Here is a 20698-nt window from a genome sequence, read left to right on the forward strand (position 1 = left end):
CGTAGCGCTGGCCCGCTGTGACACGAACAAATCCGCTCCCTTACGGCTCAGCCCTGGTAGCGAATCACGTTGGACAGGTTGCGATTCGGCTTGGGGTTCTTGCGATAGAGCAGGGCGACCTTGCCGATCGACTGCACCAGTTCGGCGCGGCCGGCTTCGCACAGGGCGGTGATGGCAGCCTGGCGATCTTCGCGTTCGGCCAGACGCAGTTGTACCTTGATCAGTTCGTGATCGTTCAGAGCGCGGTCCAGTTCGGCCAGCACGCCCTCGGTCAAACCGTTGTCCGCCACGATCAATACAGGTTTCAGATGGTGGCCGATAGATTTGAATTGTTTCTTCTGCTCTTGAGTGAGCGGCATAATCGTTAGTACCTAATTCGGTCTGGAAAACGGCGCTTATCTTACCCGAGCCCGCGCAGTTATTCATGACCCGTTGAGCTCGAGGTTTCAGTGGCACGTTCCAAGACCAGCCAGCGTTGGCTGAAAGAACATTTCGACGATCCTTACGTGAAGATGGCGCAGAAGGACGGCTATCGCTCGCGCGCCAGCTACAAGCTGCTGGAAATCCAGGAGAAGGATCGCATTTTGCGTCCCGGCATGACCGTGGTCGATCTCGGCGCTGCGCCGGGTGGCTGGTCGCAGGTCACCAGTCGGGTGATCGGCGATAAGGGCCGCCTGATCGCCTCCGATATTCTGGAAATGGATGCAATTCCCGACGTTACCTTCATTCAGGGCGATTTTACCGACGATGCGGTATTCGCCCGACTTCTTGAAGCCATCGGCGAAAATCCGGTCGACCTTGTTATTTCCGATATGGCCCCCAATATGAGTGGGGTGAGAACCGCCGATCAGGCGCGCGCCATGTATCTGTGCGAGCTTGCGCTGGATCTGGCCGGACGGGTTTTGCGGCCGGGCGGGGATTTTCTGATCAAGATTTTCCAGGGCGAGGGTTTCGATGCGTACCACAAACAGGTGCGCGAGACCTTCGACAAGGTGCAGATGCGCAAGCCGCTGTCGTCGCGGGATCGTTCCCGTGAACAATACCTGTTGGCGCGCGGCTTTCGCGGATTATGAGTTGAAACTGGTGTCGGCTCTGTCGGTCTCAGTGGCATAAACCTCATAAAGGGTTACAGACGGTGCCTGCGGGATGTGGGCGTTTGGTGTAAGTTAGGCCGGTATATCATTGGTCGTCATGGGAAGCCTGCTTCGCCACGAGGCCTGCTTCAGAGGGTAGCTAATTGAACGACATGGCAAAGAATCTCATCCTGTGGCTGATCATCGCGGCGGTGCTGGTTACCGTGATGAACAACTTCTCCAGCCCGAGCGAGCCGCAGACCCTGAGCTACTCGCAGTTCATCGAGCAGGTCAAGGAAGGGCGCGTCGAGCGCGTCACCGTCGATGGTTACGTGATCACCGGCAAGCGCACCGACGGCGAAGGCTTCAAGACCATTCGTCCGGCCATTCAGGATGGTGGCCTGATCGGTGACCTGATCGACAACAACGTGGTCATCGAAGGCAAGCAGCCCGAGCAGCAGAGCATCTGGACCCAGCTGCTGGTCGCCAGTTTCCCGATTCTGGTGATCATCGCCGTGTTCATGTTCTTCATGCGCCAGATGCAGGGCGGCGCGGGCGGCAAGGGCGGCCCGATGAGCTTCGGCAAGTCCAAGGCGCGCCTGCTCTCCGAAGACCAGGTCAAGACGACCTTTGCCGATGTTGCCGGTTGCGACGAGGCCAAGGAGGAAGTCAGCGAACTGGTGGAATTCCTCCGCGATCCAGGCAAGTTCCAGCGCCTCGGTGGCCGCATTCCGCGCGGCGTGCTGATGGTCGGCTCGCCGGGTACCGGTAAGACGCTGCTGGCCAAGGCCGTGGCCGGTGAGGCGAAAGTGCCGTTCTTCACCATTTCCGGTTCCGACTTCGTCGAGATGTTCGTCGGTGTCGGTGCCTCCCGCGTGCGCGACATGTTCGACCAGGCGAAGAAGCACGCCCCGTGCATCATCTTCATCGACGAGATCGACGCCGTCGGTCGCCATCGTGGCGCCGGCATGGGCGGTGGTCATGACGAGCGTGAGCAGACTCTCAACCAGTTGCTAGTAGAGATGGACGGTTTCGAGATGAATGACGGCATCATCGTCATCGCCGCCACCAACCGCCCTGACGTACTCGATCCGGCGCTGCTGCGTCCCGGCCGTTTCGACCGTCAGGTGGTGGTCGGTCTGCCGGACATCCGCGGTCGTGAGCAGATTCTGAAAGTGCATATGCGCAAGGTGCCGATGGGCGACGACGTCAACCCGGCGGTCATCGCCCGTGGTACCCCGGGCTTCTCCGGTGCCGATCTGGCCAACCTGGTCAACGAGGCCTCGCTGTTCGCCGCCCGTGCCGGCAAGCGTCTGGTGGAAATGAAGGAGTTCGAGCTGGCCAAGGACAAGATCATGATGGGCGCCGAGCGCAAGACCATGGTCATGTCCGACAAGGAGAAGCTCAACACTGCTTACCACGAGGCGGGTCACGCCATCGTCGGACGCCTGGTGCCCGAGCATGACCCGGTCTACAAGGTTTCCATCATCCCGCGCGGTCGTGCTCTGGGTGTGACCATGTTCCTGCCGGAAGAGGATCGTTACAGCCTGAGCAAGCGCGCCCTGATCAGTCAGATCTGCTCGCTGTTCGGTGGCCGCATCGCCGAGGAAATGACCCTGGGCTTCGATGGTGTCACCACCGGCGCTTCCAACGACATCATGCGCGCCACCCAGCTGGCCAAGAACATGGTCACCAAGTGGGGCTTGTCCGAGAAACTGGGCCCGCTGATGTATGCCGAAGAAGAGGGCGAGGTGTTCCTCGGTCGTAGCATGGGTAGCCAGAACAGCAATGTTTCCGGCGAGACCGCCAAGCAGATCGACGAGGAAGTGCGCCGTATCATCGACGAGTGCTACGCCACCGCGAAGAAGTTGCTGGTAGAGAACCGCGACAAACTCGATGCCATGGCCGAAGCACTGATGAAGTACGAAACCATCGACTCCGAGCAGATCGACGACATCATGGGTGGTCGTGAGCCTCGCGAGCCGCGTGGTTGGGACGGCGGTGGCGACTCCGGTGCCCCGCAGGCCAAGATCGACGAACCCAGTCGTCCCGAAAAGCCCATCGGTGGGCCAGCGGCCGAACACTAAGGTTCCATATGTCTCAACAGCAACACCCGAGCCGGCTGCCTTGTGGCAGCCGGCTTCTTGATTTGTCCCGTCCGCAAGTGATGGGCATCCTCAACGTCACTCCCGATTCGTTTTCCGACGGTGGGCGTTTCACGGCGCGCGACGCAGCCCTGCGTCATGCCGAACAGATGGTTGCCGCCGGCGCGACGCTGATCGACATCGGTGGTGAGTCCACGCGTCCGGGCGCGCGAAGCGTTTCGCCGACCGAAGAGCTGGAGCGCGTTGCGCCGATGGTCGAAGCCATCGCTCGTGAGCTGGACGTGATCATTTCCGTGGATACCTCGACACCGGCGGTCATGCGCGAAAGCGCAAGGCTGGGGGCGGGGCTGATCAACGATGTGCGCTCCCTGCAGCGCGATGGCGCTCTTGATGCTGCGGCTGACACCGGCTTGCCGGTTTGTCTGATGCATATGCGCGGTGAGCCTGGAAACATGCAGGACAACCCGCAATATCCGGATATCGTCAGCGAAGTGCGGGATTTTCTCGCCGAACGCATGGCTGCATGCGCGACGGTCGGCATTCCCGCTGAGCGGATCGTACTCGATCCGGGGTTTGGGTTTGCCAAGACGCTGGAGCACAATCTGGTGCTGTTCAAGCGCATGAGCGAGCTCTCTGCCTTGGGCTGCCCCCTGCTGGTCGGCGTATCGCGCAAGAGCTTGATTGGCAATGTGCTGGGGCGCGAAGTTGGCGGGCGACTCTACGGCAGTCTGGCATTGGCGGCCCTGGCGCTGACCAAGGGTGCGCATATTCTGCGTGTGCACGATGTCGCCGAAACGGTAGACGTGGTGCGCATGATTGCTGCCGTTGAAGCGGCGCAGTAGCAAATTTTTGAAAGCGTAGGCGAGGCGTTCTGGGCTAGGCATAAACAGCCAGGAAAAGTTCAGGGTCGCGTTCGACTTAACGTGCTGTATATGAGCATTTTGAGGCTGTTGAAAAAGGCGGCCAGACAACGCAGGTCGTGTTCAGTGGCCTGCTAACAAGGAAAGCGTTATGGCTAGAAAATATTTCGGCACCGACGGCATTCGTGGGCGCGTCGGTCAGTTCCCCATTACTCCCGACTTCATGCTCAAGCTTGGCTGGGCGGCGGGCATGGCGTTTCGCAAGCAGGGCAAGTGCCGCATCCTGATCGGCAAGGACACACGAATCTCCGGCTATATGTTCGAGTCCGCCCTGGAGGCGGGATTGGCTGCTGCGGGCGCGGACGTGCAACTGCTCGGTCCGATGCCGACGCCGGCCATTGCCTATCTGACGCGCACCTTCCAGGCCGACGCGGGTATTGTCATCAGTGCCTCGCACAATCCGCACGATGACAATGGCATCAAGTTTTTCTCCAGCGAGGGCACCAAGCTGCCGGATGATGTCGAGGCGATGATCGAGGAGCTGCTCGACCAGCCTATGACCGTCGTGGAGTCTGCGGGGATCGGCAAGGCTTCGCGCATCAACGACGCTTCCGGTCGCTATATCGAGTTCTGCAAGGGCAGTGTGCCGAGCGGTACCAGCTTCAAGGGCTTGAAGATCGTCATCGACTGCGCCCATGGCGCTGCCTACAAGGTGGCGCCCAGCGTGTTTCGCGAGCTGGGCGCTGAGGTGCGGGTCATCTCGGCGCAGCCTGATGGCCTCAATATCAACGACGGCTGTGGCTCCACCCATATCGCTGCGCTGCAGGCCGAGGTGGTGGCGCAGCAGGCTGATCTGGGTATCGCCTTCGATGGCGATGCCGACCGCGTCCTGATGGTCGATCAATATGGTGCAGTGGTCGATGGTGACGAGTTGCTGTTCATCATCGCTCGCGACCTGCAGGAGCGTGGGCGACTGCGCGGTGGTGTGGTCGGTACGCTGATGAGCAACCTGGGGCTGGAACTGGCGCTGGCTGATCTGAACATCCCGTTCATTCGTGCCAATGTCGGTGACCGCTACGTGATCGCCGAGCTGCTGGCGCGCAACTGGCAGTTGGGTGGTGAGAACTCCGGGCACCTGGTGTGCTTCCAGCACACCACTACCGGCGATGCGATCGTTGCGGCTCTGCAGGTACTGATGGCGCTCAAGCGTCGCGGTCAGAGCCTGGTCGAGGCGCGCAGTGACCTGAAGAAGTGCCCGCAGGTATTGGTCAATGTGCGTTTTTCCAGTGCGGTCGATCCGCTCGAGCATCCTTCGGTGAAAGAAGCCTGTGCTCGGGTGACCGAGAGCATGGCCGGGCGTGGCCGAGTGTTGCTGCGCAAGTCCGGCACCGAGCCGCTCGTTCGGGTGATGGTCGAAGGCGACGATGAAAGCTTGGTTCGTGGCTATGCCGATGAATTGGCTAAGATTGTTGCCGAAGTCTGTGCTTGATTGCGCTTGCTACTGCGGATGCTCTTGGGTAACATCTGCGCCCTCTTTGATCGACGAGGTAAAACATGCGTCGCCCCTTGGTCGCCGGTAACTGGAAAATGCACGGTACCCGCGCCAGCGTCGCAGAGCTGATCGAAGGGCTGCGTCAGCAGGACTTGCCTGCCGATGTCGAGGTCGCGGTGTTCCCCTCCAGTCTGCATATCGCTCAGGTCGTCGAAGGCCTGGATGGCAAGGCTGTGAAGGTTGGAGCGCAGGATTGCGCGGCGCAAGTCGAGCAGGGCGCCTTGACCGGTGAGCTGGCAGTCAGCCAGTTGGTCGATTGCGGTTGCAGGCTGGTGTTGGTTGGCCATTCCGAGCGTCGCCTGATTCTGGGCGAAAGCGATGAAGTGGTTGTGCGCAAGTTTGCAGCGGTACAGGCGGCGGGGCTGGTTCCCGTGCTCTGTGTCGGTGAGACCCGTGAACAGCGTGAAGCGAATGCGACGCTGGGAGTGGTGGGTGGCCAGCTGGCCGCAGTGATCGATGTTTTGGGTGTCGATTCGCTGAAGGACGCCATCGTTGCCTATGAGCCTGTTTGGGCCATTGGTACCGGGTTGACCGCTACGCCGGAGCAGGCTCAGGAAGTGCATGCAGCGATTCGTGCGCAGGTTGCGCAGCTGAATGCTGAAGTTGCCAATGAGCTGAGAATTCTTTATGGCGGCAGTGTGAAAGCCGCCAGTGCAGCCGAGTTGTTCGGCATGCAGGATATCGATGGGGGGCTCGTGGGTGGAGCCTCTCTGAATGCGGATGAATTCGGTGCGATCTGTCGCGCTGCGGGAAGCTGAAGAATGCTGGAAACCGTCATTGTTGTTCTGCACCTGCTGGGTGCGATCGGGATTGTGGTGCTGGTTTTGCTGCAGCAGGGTAAGGGTGCGGACGCGGGTGCGTCGTTCGGTTCGGGTGCTTCGGCAACCGTATTCGGAAGCCAAGGTTCCTCTACCTTTCTGAGTAAGTTTACTGGTATACTCGCCGCAGGTTTTTTCATTACCAGCTTGGGTTTAGCGTTCTTTGCTAAAGAAAAAGCTGATGCACTGACTCAGGTTGGTCTGCCAGATCCAGCGGTTCTGGAAGTTCAACAAAAGCCGGCGGTCGAAGACGTGCCGGTGCTCGAAGAGCAAGCTCCAGCGTCCGATGCTTCGGATGTGCCGGAGGCTCCAGAGCGGTAACCGTTTTGCCGAGGTGGTGGAATTGGTAGACACGCTACCTTGAGGTGGTAGTGGCCATAGGCTGTAGGGGTTCGAGTCCCCTCCTCGGTACCATACTCAAGAAAGCCCGCAGTTCGCGGGCTTTCTTGTTGCTGGAGTGTTTGGTTGACCCTCGCCAGGGGGTGGCCGTATAATTCCGGCCCAGCTTTGACGCGGGGTGGAGCAGTCTGGTAGCTCGTCGGGCTCATAACCCGAAGGTCGTAGGTTCAAATCCTGCCCCCGCAACCAGTTTCAGCAGGCCCCTTTTCAGGGGCTTTTTGTTAGCTGAAAGACAGTGTCCGCCGGTATTTTCGGTGGATTGAAGGGATGGGCGTTTCGCCCATTTTTTATTTGCACAGCATGCACGAGGGCCGTTAAGTGTCGAGCAAGCTAGAACAGTTGCAGGCCTTGTTGGCCCCGGTAATCGAGGCGCTCGGTTATCAATGTTGGGGCATCGAGTTCCTGTCGCAGGGGCGTCATTCGTTGCTGCGTGTCTATATCGATAAGGCCGACGGCATTCTTATCGACGATTGCGAGATCGTCAGCCGTCAGCTCAGTGGTGTACTCGATGTCGAGGATCCGATTTCCTCCGAGTACACGCTGGAAGTTTCCTCTCCTGGCATGGATCGTCCGTTGTTCACTCTCGAACAGTTTGCGGGGCATGTCGGTGAGCAGGTGAAGATCAAGCTGCGTTCGCCTTTCGATGGGCGTCGCAACTTCCAGGGCCTCCTTCGCGGTGTGGAGGAGCAGGACGTGGTGGTGCAGGTGGATGACCACGAGTATCTGTTGCCGATCGACCTGATCGACAAGGCCAATATCATCCCCCGATTTGATTGATATGCGGATTCTGTGTCGCTGCCGGACTGTCGATTGTCGGTGCAGTGCGAGCGACACAGATGGCGCGAAGGTAGCGCGGCAGCGCACGGGTGTAGCGCCAATGGCGTGAACGTGACGCGAATTGCGCAGAACCAATGGATTGCGAAAGGCGAGGCGTACGATGAGCAAAGAAGTACTGCTGGTTGTTGAGTCGGTATCCAACGAGAAGGGTGTACCGGCCGGCGTGATTTTCGAGGCGCTGGAGCTGGCTCTGGCGACCGCCACCAAGAAACGTTTCGAGGACGAAGTCGACCTGCGTGTGTCGATCAATCGCCAGAACGGTAGCTACGAAACCTTCCGCCGCTGGACCGTGGTCGATGAGTCCGAGTTCGAAGATCCGGCCTATCAGCTGACTGACGACATGCCGCAGGCCGTCGAAGCCAACGCCAAGATCGGTGACGTGCTCGAAGAAAAAGTCGAGTCCATCGAGTTCGGCCGTATCGCCGCGCAAACCGCTAAGCAGGTCATCGTGCAGAAAGTGCGCGAGGCTGAACGCGCCCAGGTGGTCGACGCCTACCGCGAGCGCCTGGGCGAGATCATCTCCGGCACCGTGAAGAAGGTCACCCGCGACAACGTTATCGTTGACCTGGGTAACAACGCTGAGGCGCTGCTGGCCCGCGAAGACATCATTCCGCGCGAGACTTTCCGCGTTGGTGTGCGTCTGCGTGCCCTGCTCAAGGAAATTCGTACCGAGAACCGCGGTCCGCAGCTGATCCTGTCGCGTACCGCTCCGGAAATGCTGATCGAGCTGTTCCGCATCGAAGTACCGGAAATCGCCGAAGGGCTGATCGACGTCAAGGCCGCTTCCCGTGATCCGGGCTCGCGCGCCAAGATTGCCGTGCGCTCCAAGGACAAGCGTATCGACCCGCAGGGCGCCTGTATCGGCATGCGCGGTTCGCGCGTTCAGGCCGTTTCCGGCGAACTGGGCGGCGAGCGTGTGGATATCGTGCTGTGGGACGACAACCCTGCGCAGTTCGTGATCAATGCCATGTCGCCGGCTGAAGTGGCTGCGATCATCGTCGACGAAGATGCCCATGCCATGGACATCGCCGTTGCCGAAGACAACTTGGCTCAGGCCATTGGTCGTGGCGGTCAGAACGTGCGTCTGGCCAGTCAGCTGACCGGCTGGACCCTGAACGTGATGACCGAAGCGGACATCCAGGCCAAGCAGCAGGCAGAAACCGGCGACATCATGCAGTCCTTCATCGACGAGCTGGAAGTCGACGAAGAACTGGCTCAAGTCCTGGTCGAAGAGGGTTTCACCAGTCTCGAAGAGATTGCCTACGTACCCATGGAAGAAATGCTCAGCATCGATGGCTTCGACGAGGAGATCGTCAACGAGCTGCGTGCACGGGCCAAGGATCGTCTGCTGACCAAGGCGATCGCCAACGAGGAGAAGTTGGCCGATGCCCATCCGGCAGATGATCTGCTGGAACTGGAAGGCATGGACAAGGCGCTGGCTCTTGAGCTCGCGCTGCGCGGCGTGATTACCCGTGAAGACCTGGCCGAGCAGTCTATCGACGACCTGCTCGACATCGACGGCATCGACGAAGAGCGTGCCGGCAAGCTGATCATGGCCGCTCGAGCCCACTGGTTCGAATAAGCGGTTGCGGCCTGAGGAGAAAGATGCATGACGCAAGTCACGGTGAAAGAACTGGCCAAAGTGGTCGACACTCCGGTTGAACGCCTGCTGCAGCAGATGCGTGAAGCCGGTCTGTCCCACAGCAGTGCCGAACAAGTAGTGACCGATAGTGAGAAACAGGCCCTGTTGGCCCATCTCAAGAGCAGTCACGGCGACAAGGTCGAAGAGCCGCGCAAGATTACCTTGCAGCGCAAGACCACCAGCACCCTCAAGGTGGCTGGCAGCAAGACCATCAGCGTTGAAGTGCGCAAGAAGAAGACCTTCGTCAAGCGCAGCCCGGAAGAGCTCGAAGCCGAGAAGCAGCGCGAGCTGGAAGCTCAGCAGGCAGCTGCCGAGGCCGAGCGCCTGAAGGCCGAGGAAGAAGCCAAGCGCAAGGCCGAAGAGGAGGCCAAGCGCCAGGCTGCTGCTGCTCCCGCCGTCGAAACCACGGCCGCCGCCGCTGCGCCGGCTCCGACCAGCGAGCCGGCAGTTGCCGCTCCGGTCGTCGAGGTAGAGCGCAAGAAAGAAGAAGTGCGTCGTCCCGAGAAGGCGCGCAGCGACGAAGACGAGCGTCGTGATCGCAAGCACGCGCAGCACCGCCCGACCCTCAAGGAAAAGGCACCGGCTCCGCGCGTCGCACCACGCAGTGTCGATGAAGAGAGCGATGGCTTCCGTCGTGGCGGTCGCGGCAAGGCCAAGATGAAGAAGCGCAACCAGCACGGCTTCCAGGCTCCGGCCGGTCCGGTGGTGCGTGAAGTATCGATTGGCGAAACCATCACCGTGGGCGAACTGGCCCAGCAGATGTCGGTGAAGGCCGCTGAAGTCATCAAGTTCATGTTCAAGATGGGCTCGCCTGCCACCATCAACCAGGTGCTGGATCAGGAAACTGCCCAGCTGGTCGCCGAAGAGCTGGGCCACAAGGTCAAGCTGGTCAGCGACAACGCGCTGGAAGATTCCCTGGCCGAGTCGCTGAAGTTCGAAGGTGAAGCGATGTCCCGTGCGCCGGTGGTGACCGTAATGGGTCACGTCGACCATGGTAAGACCTCGCTGCTCGACTATATCCGTCGTGCCAAGGTGGCTTCCGGTGAGGCAGGTGGCATCACTCAGCACATCGGTGCCTACCACGTGGAAACCGACCGCGGCATGGTCACCTTCCTCGACACCCCCGGTCACGCCGCGTTTACCCAGATGCGTGCCCGTGGTGCCAAGGCCACCGACATCGTCATCCTCGTCGTCGCTGCTGACGACGGCGTGATGCCGCAGACCCAGGAAGCCGTGCAGCACGCGAAAGCGGCTGGCGTGCCGATCGTGGTTGCGGTGAACAAGATGGACAAGCCGGAAGCCAATCCGGACAACATCAAGAACGGCCTGGCCGCGCTGGACGTGATCCCGGAAGAGTGGGGCGGCGACGCACCCTTCGTCCCGGTTTCCGCCAAGGCCGGTACCGGTATCGACGAGCTGCTCGAAGCCGTTCTGCTGCAGGCCGAGGTTCTCGAACTGAAAGCCACTCCGACCGCTCCCGGTCGTGGTGTGGTGGTCGAATCGCGTCTGGACAAGGGCCGCGGCCCGGTCGCTACCGTGCTGGTTCAGGACGGTACCCTGCGTCAGGGCGACATGGTTCTGGTTGGCGTCAACTACGGCCGCGTGCGTGCCATGCTCGACGAGAACGGCAAGCCGATCAAGGAAGCCGGTCCGTCGATTCCGGTCGAGATCCTCGGCCTGGACGGCACTCCGGATGCCGGTGACGAGATGATGGTGGTGGCCGACGAGAAGAAGGCCCGCGAAGTCGCTCTGTTCCGTCAGGGCAAGTTCCGCGAGGTCAAACTGGCTCGTGCCCACGCCGGCAAGCTGGAAAACATCTTCGAGAGCATGGGCCAGGAAGAGAAGAAGACCCTCAACATCGTCCTCAAGGCCGACGTGCGTGGTTCTCTGGAAGCCCTGCAGGGCTCGCTCAGCACCCTGGGCAACGACGAAGTGCAGGTGCGTGTGGTCGGTGGCGGCGTCGGTGGTATCACCGAGTCCGATGCCAACCTGGCGCTGGCTTCCAATGCCGTGCTGTTCGGCTTCAACGTCCGTGCTGATGCCGGTGCGCGCAAGATCGTCGAGTCCGAAGGCCTCGACATGCGCTACTACAACGTCATCTACGACATCATCGAAGACGTCAAGAAGGCCCTCACCGGTATGCTCGGCAGCGATGTTCGCGAGAACATCCTGGGCACCGCGGAAGTGCGTGACGTGTTCCGTTCGCCGAAGTTCGGCGCCGTCGCTGGCTGCATGGTCATCGAAGGCACCGTCTACCGCAATCGTCCGATCCGCGTACTGCGCGAGGACGTGGTGATCTTCGAGGGCGAGCTGGAATCGCTGCGTCGCTTCAAGGACGACGTCGCCGAAGTGCGTAACGGCATGGAGTGCGGTATCGGCGTGAAGAGCTACAACGACGTCAAGGTCGGCGACAAGATCGAAGTGTTCGAGAAGGTCCAGGTGGCGCGCAGTCTGTAAGCGCGACATCCCGATCACGCAACGCCCGGCCCCGCTCATGCGCGGCCGGGCGTTTGCCGCTTTTACGTCCGCTGCCGCCAAGGCCTGCGGGCGAAGGAAAGGTAAGTAAGAAATGGCCAAAGATTACAGCCGTACCCAGCGTATCGGTGATCAGATGCAGCGCGAGCTGGCAGTGCTGATCCAGCGCGAGATCAAGGACCCGCGCCTGGGTCTGGTAACCATCACTGCGGTCGACGTGAGTCGCGACCTATCCCATGCCAAGGTGTTCATCACCGTGATGGGCAAGGACGACGACGCCGAGCAGATCAAGCTCAACCTGGAGATTCTCGGTGAGGCAGCCGGTTACCTGCGCATGCTGCTGGGCAAGTCGATGAAAGTTCGCACCATTCCGCAGCTGCACTTCCAGTACGACGCCAGCATTCGTCGCGGTGCCGAGTTGTCGGCGCTGATCGAGCGTGCGGTGGCGGAAGATCGCAAGCACCAGGACGGCAGCGAGGAATAAGCGTGGCGCAGGTCAAACGTATTCGCCGCAAGGTCGACGGTATCATCCTGCTGGACAAGCCGCGCGGCTTCACTTCCAACGCTGCATTGCAGAAGGTGCGCTGGCTGCTCAACGCCGAGAAGGCCGGGCATACCGGTAGCCTTGATCCGCTGGCAACCGGCGTGCTGCCGCTGTGCTTCGGTGAGGCGACCAAGTTCTCGCAGTACCTGCTCGATGCCGACAAGGGTTACGAGACCGTGGCGCAACTGGGCGTGACCACCACCACCGGCGATGCCGAAGGTGATGTGCTCGAGCGTCGCCCGGTGACCGTTGGTCGCACTGAGATCGAGGCCCTGTTGCCGCGTTTTCGCGGAGAAATCAAACAGATACCCCCGATGTACTCGGCTCTGAAGAAGGATGGGCAGCCGTTGTACAAGCTGGCCCGTGCAGGCGAGGTAGTGGAGCGCGAGGCGCGTTCTGTTACTATTGCGCGCCTGGAATTGCTGGCTCTCGAGGGCGAGCAGGCGCGTCTGTCGGTGGATTGCAGCAAAGGTACCTACATTCGCACACTGGTCGAGGATCTTGGCCAGTTGCTCGGTTGCGGCGCACATGTCGCGGAACTGCGCCGGACCAAGGCCGGCCCGTTCGACCTGGCGCGCACCGTGACGCTGGAAGAGCTGGAAGCGGTGCATGCCGAAGGTGGCAGCGCAGCGCTCGATCGCTTCCTGCAGCCGGTCGACAGCGGTTTGCAGGATTGGCCGCTGCTGCAGTTTTCCGAGCACAGCGCGTTCTACTGGTTGCAAGGGCAACCGGTACGGGCACCGGAAGCGCCGAAGTTCGGCATGGTGCGCGTGCAGGATCACAATGGTCGCTTCATCGGGATCGGTGAAGTGAGCGACGACGGGCGCATCGCCCCGCGTCGATTGATTTATACCGGTGCGTAGCACGGGTGGAGACACGGGCCTCAAGGCCCGGACGGACTCTACCGGTGTGTAGTACCGAACGGTTCGGCCGAGAGGTCGAAACCTGAGGCTGGCGATACCAGCGTCAGGATTACGAGGGTGGCTGTTAGTAGGCACGGTCATGCCTCTTTTTAAAACACGGGAAGCGATTCCCGGCCTATTGAGACTGCTTCGGCAGTTTCCAGATGAGAGGAAGCCAACATGGCACTCAGCGTTGAAGAAAAAGCCCAGATCGTAAACGAGTACAAGCAAGCTGAAGGCGACACCGGTAGCCCGGAAGTGCAGGTAGCCCTGCTGACCGCCAACATCAACAAGCTGCAAGGCCACTTCAAGGCCAACGGCAAAGATCACCACAGCCGTCGTGGTCTGATCCGTATGGTTAACCAGCGTCGTAAGCTGCTGGACTACCTGAAGGGCAAGGACACCACTCGTTACAGCGCCCTGATCGGTCGCCTGGGCCTGCGTCGTTAATAGACGCGAGCTGCACAAGTTGGAAGCTGGAAGTTCGCAGCGGCACCTCGGGGTTTACCCCGGAGTGCGGCTGCGGGCTTCCAGCTTTTGGCTTTTCGAAGGATGCATCGGGTCCGACTCCCATGCCGCTTTCAGATTTCCCCCAAAGGCAACAAAGAGAAGGAAAACACCGTGAACCCGGTAATCAAGCAATTCAAGTTCGGTCAGTCGACCGTAACCCTCGAGACTGGCCGCATCGCGCGCCAGGCCAGCGGCGCCGTACTGGTGACCGTCGACAACGACGTCACCGTGCTGGTCACCGTGGTCGGTGCCAAGAGCGCCGACCCGAGCAAGGGCTTCTTCCCGCTGTCCGTGCACTATCAGGAAAAGACCTACGCAGCCGGCAAGATTCCCGGCGGCTTCTTCAAGCGTGAAGGCCGTCCGAGCGAGAAGGAAACCCTGACCTCGCGCCTGATCGACCGTCCGATCCGTCCGCTGTTCCCCGAAGGCTTCATGAATGAAGTGCAGGTCGTCTGCACTGTAGTTTCCACCAGCAAGAAGACCGATCCGGACGTCGCTGCCATGATCGGTACCTCGGCTGCCCTGGCCGTCTCCGGTATCCCGTTCAACGGCCCGATCGGTGCCGCCCGCGTGGCCTTCCACCCGGACACCGGTTACCTGCTGAACCCGAACTACGAGCAGCTCAAGGCCTCCAGCCTGGACATGGTCGTGGCCGGTACCGAAACCGCCGTGCTGATGGTGGAATCCGAAGCTGACGAGCTGACCGAAGACCAGATGCTCGGTGCCGTGCTGTTCGCCCACCAGGAATTCCAGGCTGTGATCCAGGCCGTCAAGGAATTCGCTGCCGAAGCTGGCAAGCCGACCTGGAACTGGCAGGCTCCGGCCGCCAACACCCCGCTGCTGGACGCCATCCGCAACCAGTTCGGCGAGGCCATCAGTCAGGCCTACACCATTACCATCAAGCAGGACCGCTACAACCGTCTGGACGAGCTGCGTGAGCAGGTCATCGCTGCCCTGGCCGGCGAAGGCGAAGGCAAGTTCGCTGCCGACGAGGTCAAGGCCGCTTTCGGCGAGATCGAGTACCGCACCGTTCGCCAGAACATCGTTGACGGCAAGCCGCGTATCGACGGTCGTGACACCCGCACCGTACGTCCGCTGAAGATCGAAGTCGGCGTGCTGGACAAGACCCATGGCTCGGCCCTATTCACCCGTGGTGAAACCCAGGCGCTGGTCGTCGCTACCCTCGGCACCGCGCGCGATGCGCAGCTGCTGGATACCCTGGAAGGCGAGAAGAAAGACCCCTTCATGCTGCACTACAACTTCCCGCCGTTCTCGGTCGGTGAGTGTGGCCGCATGGGCGGTGCTGGTCGTCGTGAAATCGGTCACGGCCGCCTGGCCCGTCGTGGTGTTGCCGCCATGCTGCCGAAGGAAGACGAGTTCCCGTACACCATCCGCGTGGTATCGGAAATCACCGAATCCAACGGTTCTTCCTCCATGGCTTCGGTCTGCGGCGCTTCCCTGGCGCTGATGGACGCCGGTGTGCCGATGAAGGCGCCGGTTGCCGGTATCGCCATGGGTCTGGTGCTGGAAGGTGAGAAATTCGCCGTTCTGACTGACATCCTCGGTGACGAAGACCACCTGGGCGACATGGACTTCAAGGTAGCCGGTACCGCCAAGGGTGTCACCGCGCTGCAGATGGACATCAAGATCCAGGGCATCACCGAAGAGATCATGGAGCAGGCGCTGGAGCAGGCGCTGGAAGCCCGTCTGAACATCCTCGGCCAGATGAACCAGGTCATCGCTCAGTCGCGTACCGAGCTGTCGGCCAACGCGCCGACCATGCTGGCGATGAAGATCGATCAGGACAAGATCCGCGACGTCATCGGCAAGGGCGGCGCCACCATCCGTGCTATCTGCGAAGAGACCAAGGCCTCGATCGATATCGAAGACGACGGCTCGATCAAGATCTTCGGCGAAACCAAGGACGCGGCCGAGGCTGCCAAGCAGCGCGTGCTGGCCATCACCGCCGAAGCCGAGATCGGCAAGATCTACGTCGGCAAGGTCGAGCGCATCGTCGACTTCGGCGCCTTCGTCAACATCCTGCCGGGCAAGGACGGTCTGGTGCACATCTCCATGCTGAGCGATCAGCGCGTGGAGAAGGTCACCGACGTGCTGAAGGAAGGTCAGGAAGTGAAGGTCCTGGTACTGGACGTGGACAACCGCGGCCGTATCAAGCTGTCGATCAAGGACGTAGCTGCTGCCGAGGCCTCTGGCGTCTAAGCACGGTTCGCCGGTTCGAACCAGAAGGGCTCCTGCGGGAGCCCTTTTTTGTGTCTGCTCGTCGGGCTTTAGCGGCTGATCCTTCTCGCTGCGCCTGTGCAGAAGTCGCTCACGAGCCCTCATCTGCGACCTGAGTTTTTCATGGGGCATGGACGCCACACCCGCAGAACCATGCAAATTGCCCGGGAAAATTCTTCCGACTCGGCGAAATGCAATCAAAAGCTTTTCTGCGCTAATGGCTAAGCTATTGTTTTTTAAGGATTTATTGGATTAATAAAAACTGGCACAGCGCTTGCGATAGTACTGGTGAACCTGCAGCCAGGAGTTGGTTTGCAGATTGTCTGGAATGTACAGGAGTCGAATCATGAAACAGCCAATCAACCGTATTGCCGCTACCACCCTGACCGCTGCCGTGCTGAGCATGTCTCTGGCCTCGGCTGCCTTCGCCGCAGAGCCGACCATGCTGGCGGCCAATGACACCGTGGATAAAGCCGAGCAGGCGGTATCCGACACCTGGATCACCAGCAAAGTGAAGTCCACTTTCATCGCTGACTCGGACCTCAGCGCGCTGGACATCAAGGTCGAGACCAACCAAGGCGTGGTTTCCCTGTCCGGTGTGGTATCGACCGATGCCGAGCGTGACCTGGCTATCGCCAAGACCAAGGAAATCGAGGGTGTGCGTGACGTGTCCGCCGATGCCCTGAAAACCGCTGACTGATAGCCGAGCCGGCCGGGTTGTAGCCCGGCCTGACCTTCTGTCACTGGGAGAATGACCATGAATAGCGACATCATCAAAGGCAAATGGAAGCAGCTCAACGGTCGTATCAAGGAGCGTTGGGGCAACCTGACCGATGACGACCTGGACGTCGCCGAGGGCCACAGCGATTACCTGGCTGGCAAGCTGCAAGAACGCTATGGCTGGACCAAGGAAAAGGCCCAGCAAGAGCTGCGCGATTTCAGCGACTCGCTCTAAGCACGGATAGCCCGGTACGGATGCCGAACGAGTACGGATAGCTTCAGATAGGGATGTCGCATCGGCATGGATGCTGCCGACATGGATGCCTCAGCACGGATAGCGACAAGCACGGATGCTCGAAGGCCCCGCCGGTTCTACCGGCGGGGCCTTGATTTTTATGCGCAGCGAACGAGTCAGGCCGCGCTGCGGTGATGCGTCAATCGCCGCGTTTGCTGCGTATCTCGGTCAGGCGACCGCCTTCGAAGCGTAAAAAGTGGTACATGCCGCTTTTCGGACCGTAAACCCATTCTTCGACACTTACCTCGTTACGAAAGCCGTAATGGTCGACCACTTCCTTGTAGCCGAGAAAGCCTCGGCTGGCAGGCTCGCCGCACTTGCTCAACACCTCGGCGCTGGGGGCTGTCTTGCTGACCAGCGCGCTACCGCAGCGATAGGTCGAGGATGCCTCGGCCAGCAAAGGCAGGCAGAGCAGCAGCAACAGATAGCCAGGTTTGCGCATGTCAGCCTCCGGCTCAGCGTTCGCGACGACGTTCGATGGCGACCAGGCGATTGCCTTCGAAGCGCAGGATGCTCAGCATGCCGTTGCTCGGTCCGTAGACCCACTCCTCGATCATGTATTCGCGGCGGTCGTAGGAGCCCAGGGTGTAACCGATCGGATCGCGGTGCACTGGCGCGCCACATTTGCGTTCGACCTCGAACGGGCGGTCACCCAGGCTGACCAGTGCGCTGCCGCAACGCAGCGTATCGGCCTGTGCGGTTGCGCCGAGCAGGCCGCCAGTCAGGATAACCGTGATGAGGGATAAGCGACGCATGATCATTGGCTGTCCAGGTGCAGAGTGGTGAGCACGCGGCCATCGGCTTCGGGCTCGCCCAGGTTGGCATCGATCAGGTAGACGCGCTCATCGTACAGCCCGCCCTGGTCCACCAGATAATCCTTGATCGTTGCAGCGCGTTGCCGGGCCAGTTGCCGCAGCAGCAGCTTGCTCTGAGCCCAGGAGTCCAGCACGGCCTGGCGCATGTTCTGCTGGCGTTGCTCGCTGTCCAGCTCGGCCCATTCGGCTGGCGGCTGTTGCTTGAGGCGGGTACGGTAGATGCCTTCGAGCAGGGCGGCCTGTTCATCCTCGTCTACCGTCAGCTCATCGGGGCTGGCCGGCACCTTGTCGCCGCGCCGTTGCAGCACCTTGTACCAGCCTTCGCGGAATTCGCGCTGCAGCCGCTGTTCGGCCAGTAGCGGGCCGTCAGCGCTCTGCGCGGCCTGCCCTTCGACCTCCAGGCGCAGATTGGGGCGTTCCTCGAGCGCCTTGGCCAGGGTGTCCAGTGCCTGGCGTGCGTCACCTTCCAATTCGGCCGAGCCGGCGTTGAACGGTACGGTGCTCAGATCGACATTGCTGCCGCCAACCAGTCCGGCGATGAACTTGAATGGCGCCTGAGCCGCACGCAACACCAGATTGCGCAGCGTTTGCCAGACGATGGGCATGACGCTGAACTCGGGGTTGTTCAGATCGCCCTGCACCGGCAGCTCGATGGCGATGCGGCCCTGAGTGTCCTTGAGCAGGGCCACCGCCAGGCGAATCGGCAGGTCGACGGCGTCCGGGCTGTCGACTCGCTCGCCCAGTTGCAGGTTTTCCACCAGCACCTTGTTTTCGGCATTGAGCTGACCTTTCTCGATGCGATAGTGCAGGTCGAGGTTGAGACGGCCCTTGCGGATGCGATAGCCGGCGAACTTGCCGGAATAAGGCGTGATGGTGGTCAGTTCGACATTCTTGAAGCGGGTGGCGATATCCAGGCTGTTGAGTGGATCGAAGGGGGTCAGCTTGCCTTTGATGCTCATCGGCGCGTAGCGGTCCACCTTACCCTGAATGTCGACGCTGGCCGCTTGCGGCTTTTGGTTGTCGAGCACACCGATACGGCCGTTCATTTGCTGAATGGCCGTGGCGAAGCTGGGCGTCAGGCTGAAGTCGGCGAAGTTGGCCGAGCCATCATTGATGGCGACGCCGCCAATACGAATCGCCAGCGGCTTGCCGGCATCCGCCTTGGTCTCGTTCGGCGTTGCCGGCTGCGGCACCACCAGTTCGCTGACGTTGGTGGTCAGATTCTCGTTGATCACGAAGCGTGCATAAGGCTGATCCAGCTCGATGCGTTCGATGGCCAGGCTTTCACCGTGGCGGTAGTCGAGACCATTGACCCGTACCTGCTTCCAGCGCACGAAATCGCGCTCACGTAGGGTATCCAGGGTGTGCAGCTGGTCGACCCTGGCGTCACCTGTGACGCTGAGCGCCAGCGGTTCAGTGCTCTTTAGCTGCACCTCGAGGTCACTGCCGAGCAGGCCGCTGCGCAGTTCCAGGCGAATGAAGGGGCTCAGGTAGGCTTGCGCCAGGCGCAGGTCGATATCCTGAGTGGCAACCTTGAGCCGAGCAGTGGTCGGGCTCAATTGCACCTGGCCGGCGGCTTGCAGCTTGCCCTGTTTGCCCAGGCCACTGTCGAGCCTGAGATCGAAAGGCTTGTCGCCGAGGCTGTCGAAGTTCTTCAGGTCGAGGTTCAACGGGCCGACATCCACGGCCACTTCCTGCTGCGGTACGCGATCGGCCAGGTGAGCCTTGTAGTCGCGCAACTGCACATCCTGCAGCAGAACCTGCCAGGGCTTGCTTTCGCCGGGCTGCTCGGTGGCAGCGGGCGCTTCGCGCTCGACGGTATCGGGTTTGGCGAAGAGCTTCTGCCAGTCCAGCTGGCCGTCGGCTTCGCGCGCAGCCCAGGCCTCCAGGCCCTGGCTGCGCACCTGGCCGATCACCACCTGCTGTTTGGCCAGGTCGAGACTGGTGTCGTCGATATCCAGGCGTTGCAGGCGTACCAGCGGCTTGCCTTGCGGGTCGTCGATGGCGAAGGGGGCCAACTGCACCTTGACCTTGCTCAGTTGCAGCTCGGTACCGCTGGACAGATCGAGTCGGTAGTCGCTGCTGAGATCGACCTGGCCTTCCTTGAGCACCAGTGGCAAGGCGTCGCGCACGTAAGGCCAGAAGGTGCTCAGGCGACCATCGCTGATGCTCAGGCTGCCGCTGGAGGTGATGGGCGTCAGGCTGATCTGGCCGCGCCAGTCGATCCGTGCGCCATGCGGGCCGCTGGCGGTCATGGTCATCTGCGCATTGTCGCCGGCCAGGGTGCTGAGGTTGTGCAGCTCCAGATCAAGTGAATCGTAGGCGAACTCCACCGGCTCGCTTGGGCGCAGGTCCTGGAAGCGTAGCGACTTCTCACGCAGGCGAATGCTGTCGATGCGCAGCGGGAAGGGTTCGCTGTTCTCGGCCTGGGGTTCTGCCTGGCTCTCCGGCAGGCGCAGCAGCCGGGTGAGATTGAGCGTACCGTCCTTGGCGAAGAGAATTTCCGTTCGCGCACCATCCAGTTCGATATCGCTCAGGTGCAGAGCGCCGCTCCACAGACTGTCGCTCTGCAGGTTGGCGTACAGGCGCTGGAAGCTCAACTGTTCCTGACCACTTTCCCCGATGCGCAGGCCCCAGAGGCTGAGTTCAAGGGTGAAGGGGTTGAGCTGCACGCGCTGCAGCGAGGCGGGTACCGTGGCGTACTGCGCCAGCTGCTGGTTGGCGATGCGCAGGGCGATGCCCGGCAGAATCAGAAAGCCGATCAGGCTATAGAGGAAAACGGCGATCAACAGTGCGCTCAGCGCGCGCTTCAGTCCTTTGGGCATGGCTTGGCGTCATCTATCCAGACGAGGAGACGACTTGGAGTATGGCACGGCGGTTCGGTTCCGGGCGTGCAGCGCCCCGCGCATTTTT

19 protein-coding genes and 2 tRNA genes are annotated in these 20698 nt (G+C 61.0%); 17 read left to right on the forward strand and 4 right to left on the reverse strand.

The features are described from left to right. Positions 1-47: 47 nt before the first annotated feature. The gene (yhbY, locus tag GYB81_RS21460; protein ID WP_003240550.1) at positions 48-359 is read right to left on the reverse strand and encodes a ribosome assembly RNA-binding protein YhbY; all 312 of its coding nucleotides are present in this window, start codon (positions 357-359) and stop codon (positions 48-50) included. A 90-nt stretch (positions 360-449) separates the two neighbouring features. Here yhbY and rlmE point away from each other — a divergent pair, with 90 nt between their 5' ends. The 17 genes from rlmE to GYB81_RS21545 all read left to right on the forward strand — a co-directional run bounded on the left by rlmE (position 450) and on the right by GYB81_RS21545 (position 16910). After that, entirely contained in the window at positions 450-1073 is a 624-nt protein-coding gene (gene rlmE, locus GYB81_RS21465; protein WP_017363689.1) for a 23S rRNA (uridine(2552)-2'-O)-methyltransferase RlmE, read from the forward strand. Positions 1074-1246: 173 nt separating this feature from the next. Continuing rightward, positions 1247-3160 carry an ATP-dependent zinc metalloprotease FtsH gene (gene ftsH / locus GYB81_RS21470; protein WP_161867193.1) on the forward strand — a complete coding sequence of 638 codons (1914 nt, stop codon included), beginning with the start codon at positions 1247-1249 and terminating at the stop codon, positions 3158-3160. Between the two features lie 8 nt (positions 3161-3168). Then, the gene (gene folP / locus GYB81_RS21475) at positions 3169-4020 is read left to right on the forward strand and encodes a dihydropteroate synthase (RefSeq protein WP_161867192.1); all 852 of its coding nucleotides are present in this window, start codon (positions 3169-3171) and stop codon (positions 4018-4020) included. A gap of 169 nt (positions 4021-4189) precedes the next feature. Continuing rightward, entirely contained in the window at positions 4190-5527 is a 1338-nt protein-coding gene (glmM, locus tag GYB81_RS21480; protein WP_161867191.1) for a phosphoglucosamine mutase, read from the forward strand. Positions 5528-5592: 65 nt separating this feature from the next. Then, complete coding sequence (tpiA, locus tag GYB81_RS21485; RefSeq protein WP_161867190.1) at positions 5593-6348, forward strand: triose-phosphate isomerase; 756 nt, start codon at positions 5593-5595, stop codon at positions 6346-6348. A gap of 3 nt (positions 6349-6351) precedes the next feature. Then, positions 6352-6729, forward strand: a complete 378-nt coding sequence (gene secG / locus GYB81_RS21490) for a preprotein translocase subunit SecG (RefSeq protein WP_161867189.1) — start codon at positions 6352-6354, stop codon at positions 6727-6729. A 7-nt stretch (positions 6730-6736) separates the two neighbouring features. Beyond that, a tRNA-Leu gene (locus GYB81_RS21495) sits at positions 6737-6822 on the forward strand. 97 nt (positions 6823-6919) lie between these two features. After that, positions 6920-6996: transfer RNA gene (locus GYB81_RS21500), tRNA-Met, on the forward strand. 129 nt (positions 6997-7125) lie between these two features. Further along, positions 7126-7584, forward strand: a complete 459-nt coding sequence (rimP, locus tag GYB81_RS21505; RefSeq protein WP_161867188.1) for a ribosome maturation factor RimP — start codon at positions 7126-7128, stop codon at positions 7582-7584. Between the two features lie 160 nt (positions 7585-7744). Continuing rightward, on the forward strand, positions 7745-9226 hold the full coding sequence (gene nusA / locus GYB81_RS21510; protein WP_161867187.1) for a transcription termination factor NusA: 1482 nt from the start codon (positions 7745-7747) through the stop codon (positions 9224-9226). 27 nt (positions 9227-9253) lie between these two features. Continuing rightward, positions 9254-11743 carry a translation initiation factor IF-2 gene (gene infB, locus GYB81_RS21515; protein ID WP_161867186.1) on the forward strand — a complete coding sequence of 830 codons (2490 nt, stop codon included), beginning with the start codon at positions 9254-9256 and terminating at the stop codon, positions 11741-11743. Positions 11744-11855: 112 nt separating this feature from the next. Then, a complete protein-coding gene (rbfA, locus tag GYB81_RS21520) occupies positions 11856-12245 on the forward strand; it encodes a 30S ribosome-binding factor RbfA (RefSeq protein ID WP_024309414.1) in 390 nt (129 codons plus the stop codon). Between the two features lie 2 nt (positions 12246-12247). Further along, a complete protein-coding gene (truB, locus tag GYB81_RS21525) occupies positions 12248-13168 on the forward strand; it encodes a tRNA pseudouridine(55) synthase TruB (protein WP_024309413.1) in 921 nt (306 codons plus the stop codon). A gap of 219 nt (positions 13169-13387) precedes the next feature. Continuing rightward, the gene (rpsO, locus tag GYB81_RS21530) at positions 13388-13657 is read left to right on the forward strand and encodes a 30S ribosomal protein S15 (protein ID WP_003240577.1); all 270 of its coding nucleotides are present in this window, start codon (positions 13388-13390) and stop codon (positions 13655-13657) included. Between the two features lie 171 nt (positions 13658-13828). Beyond that, entirely contained in the window at positions 13829-15937 is a 2109-nt protein-coding gene (gene pnp, locus GYB81_RS21535; RefSeq protein WP_161867185.1) for a polyribonucleotide nucleotidyltransferase, read from the forward strand. A 364-nt stretch (positions 15938-16301) separates the two neighbouring features. Next, on the forward strand, positions 16302-16655 hold the full coding sequence (locus GYB81_RS21540) for a BON domain-containing protein (RefSeq protein ID WP_161867184.1): 354 nt from the start codon (positions 16302-16304) through the stop codon (positions 16653-16655). A 57-nt stretch (positions 16656-16712) separates the two neighbouring features. Continuing rightward, positions 16713-16910: a CsbD family protein gene (locus tag GYB81_RS21545; RefSeq protein ID WP_161867183.1), complete on the forward strand. Its 198-nt coding sequence runs from the start codon at positions 16713-16715 to the stop codon at positions 16908-16910. A 199-nt stretch (positions 16911-17109) separates the two neighbouring features. Here the strand turns inward: GYB81_RS21545 and GYB81_RS21550 are convergent, their stop codons facing one another. From GYB81_RS21550 to GYB81_RS21560, 3 genes are read right to left on the reverse strand one after another with little or no spacing between them, the layout of a single operon-like run. After that, positions 17110-17412: a DUF2845 domain-containing protein gene (locus tag GYB81_RS21550; protein WP_161867182.1), complete on the reverse strand. Its 303-nt coding sequence runs from the start codon at positions 17410-17412 to the stop codon at positions 17110-17112. Between the two features lie 13 nt (positions 17413-17425). Next, a complete protein-coding gene (locus GYB81_RS21555; RefSeq protein ID WP_161867181.1) occupies positions 17426-17731 on the reverse strand; it encodes a DUF2845 domain-containing protein in 306 nt (101 codons plus the stop codon). Further along, positions 17728-20610 (reverse strand): DUF748 domain-containing protein, encoded by a 2883-nt coding sequence (locus GYB81_RS21560; RefSeq protein WP_161867180.1) that lies wholly within the window; start codon positions 20608-20610, stop codon positions 17728-17730. Before GYB81_RS21560 ends, GYB81_RS21555 begins: the two co-directional genes overlap by 4 nt. Positions 20611-20698: the final 88 nt, after the last annotated feature.

This window comes from Pseudomonas yangonensis (genome assembly GCF_009932725.1).
GTDB classification, from domain to species: domain Bacteria; phylum Pseudomonadota; class Gammaproteobacteria; order Pseudomonadales; family Pseudomonadaceae; genus Aquipseudomonas; species Aquipseudomonas yangonensis.

Bases quoted from the DNA above. Each gene is read 5' to 3' on its own strand.
- glmM (WP_161867191.1), top strand. From the start codon at position 4,190: ATGGCTAGAAAATATTTCGGCACCGACGGCATTCGTGGGCGCGTCGGT.
- rpsO (WP_003240577.1), top strand. From the start codon at position 13,388: ATGGCACTCAGCGTTGAAGAAAAAGCCCAGATCGTAAACGAGTACAAG.
- tpiA (WP_161867190.1), top strand. From the start codon at position 5,593: ATGCGTCGCCCCTTGGTCGCCGGTAACTGGAAAATGCACGGTACCCGC.
- secG (WP_161867189.1), top strand. From the start codon at position 6,352: ATGCTGGAAACCGTCATTGTTGTTCTGCACCTGCTGGGTGCGATCGGG.
- GYB81_RS21555 (WP_161867181.1), bottom strand. From the start codon at position 17,731: ATGATCATGCGTCGCTTATCCCTCATCACGGTTATCCTGACTGGCGGC.
- nusA (WP_161867187.1), top strand. From the start codon at position 7,745: ATGAGCAAAGAAGTACTGCTGGTTGTTGAGTCGGTATCCAACGAGAAG.
- GYB81_RS21560 (WP_161867180.1), bottom strand. From the start codon at position 20,610: ATGCCCAAAGGACTGAAGCGCGCGCTGAGCGCACTGTTGATCGCCGTT.
- infB (WP_161867186.1), top strand. From the start codon at position 9,254: ATGACGCAAGTCACGGTGAAAGAACTGGCCAAAGTGGTCGACACTCCG.
- GYB81_RS21540 (WP_161867184.1), top strand. From the start codon at position 16,302: ATGAAACAGCCAATCAACCGTATTGCCGCTACCACCCTGACCGCTGCC.
- rbfA (WP_024309414.1), top strand. From the start codon at position 11,856: ATGGCCAAAGATTACAGCCGTACCCAGCGTATCGGTGATCAGATGCAG.
- GYB81_RS21545 (WP_161867183.1), top strand. From the start codon at position 16,713: ATGAATAGCGACATCATCAAAGGCAAATGGAAGCAGCTCAACGGTCGT.
- GYB81_RS21550 (WP_161867182.1), bottom strand. From the start codon at position 17,412: ATGCGCAAACCTGGCTATCTGTTGCTGCTGCTCTGCCTGCCTTTGCTG.
- ftsH (WP_161867193.1), top strand. From the start codon at position 1,247: ATGGCAAAGAATCTCATCCTGTGGCTGATCATCGCGGCGGTGCTGGTT.
- folP (WP_161867192.1), top strand. From the start codon at position 3,169: ATGTCTCAACAGCAACACCCGAGCCGGCTGCCTTGTGGCAGCCGGCTT.
- yhbY (WP_003240550.1), bottom strand. From the start codon at position 359: ATGCCGCTCACTCAAGAGCAGAAGAAACAATTCAAATCTATCGGCCAC.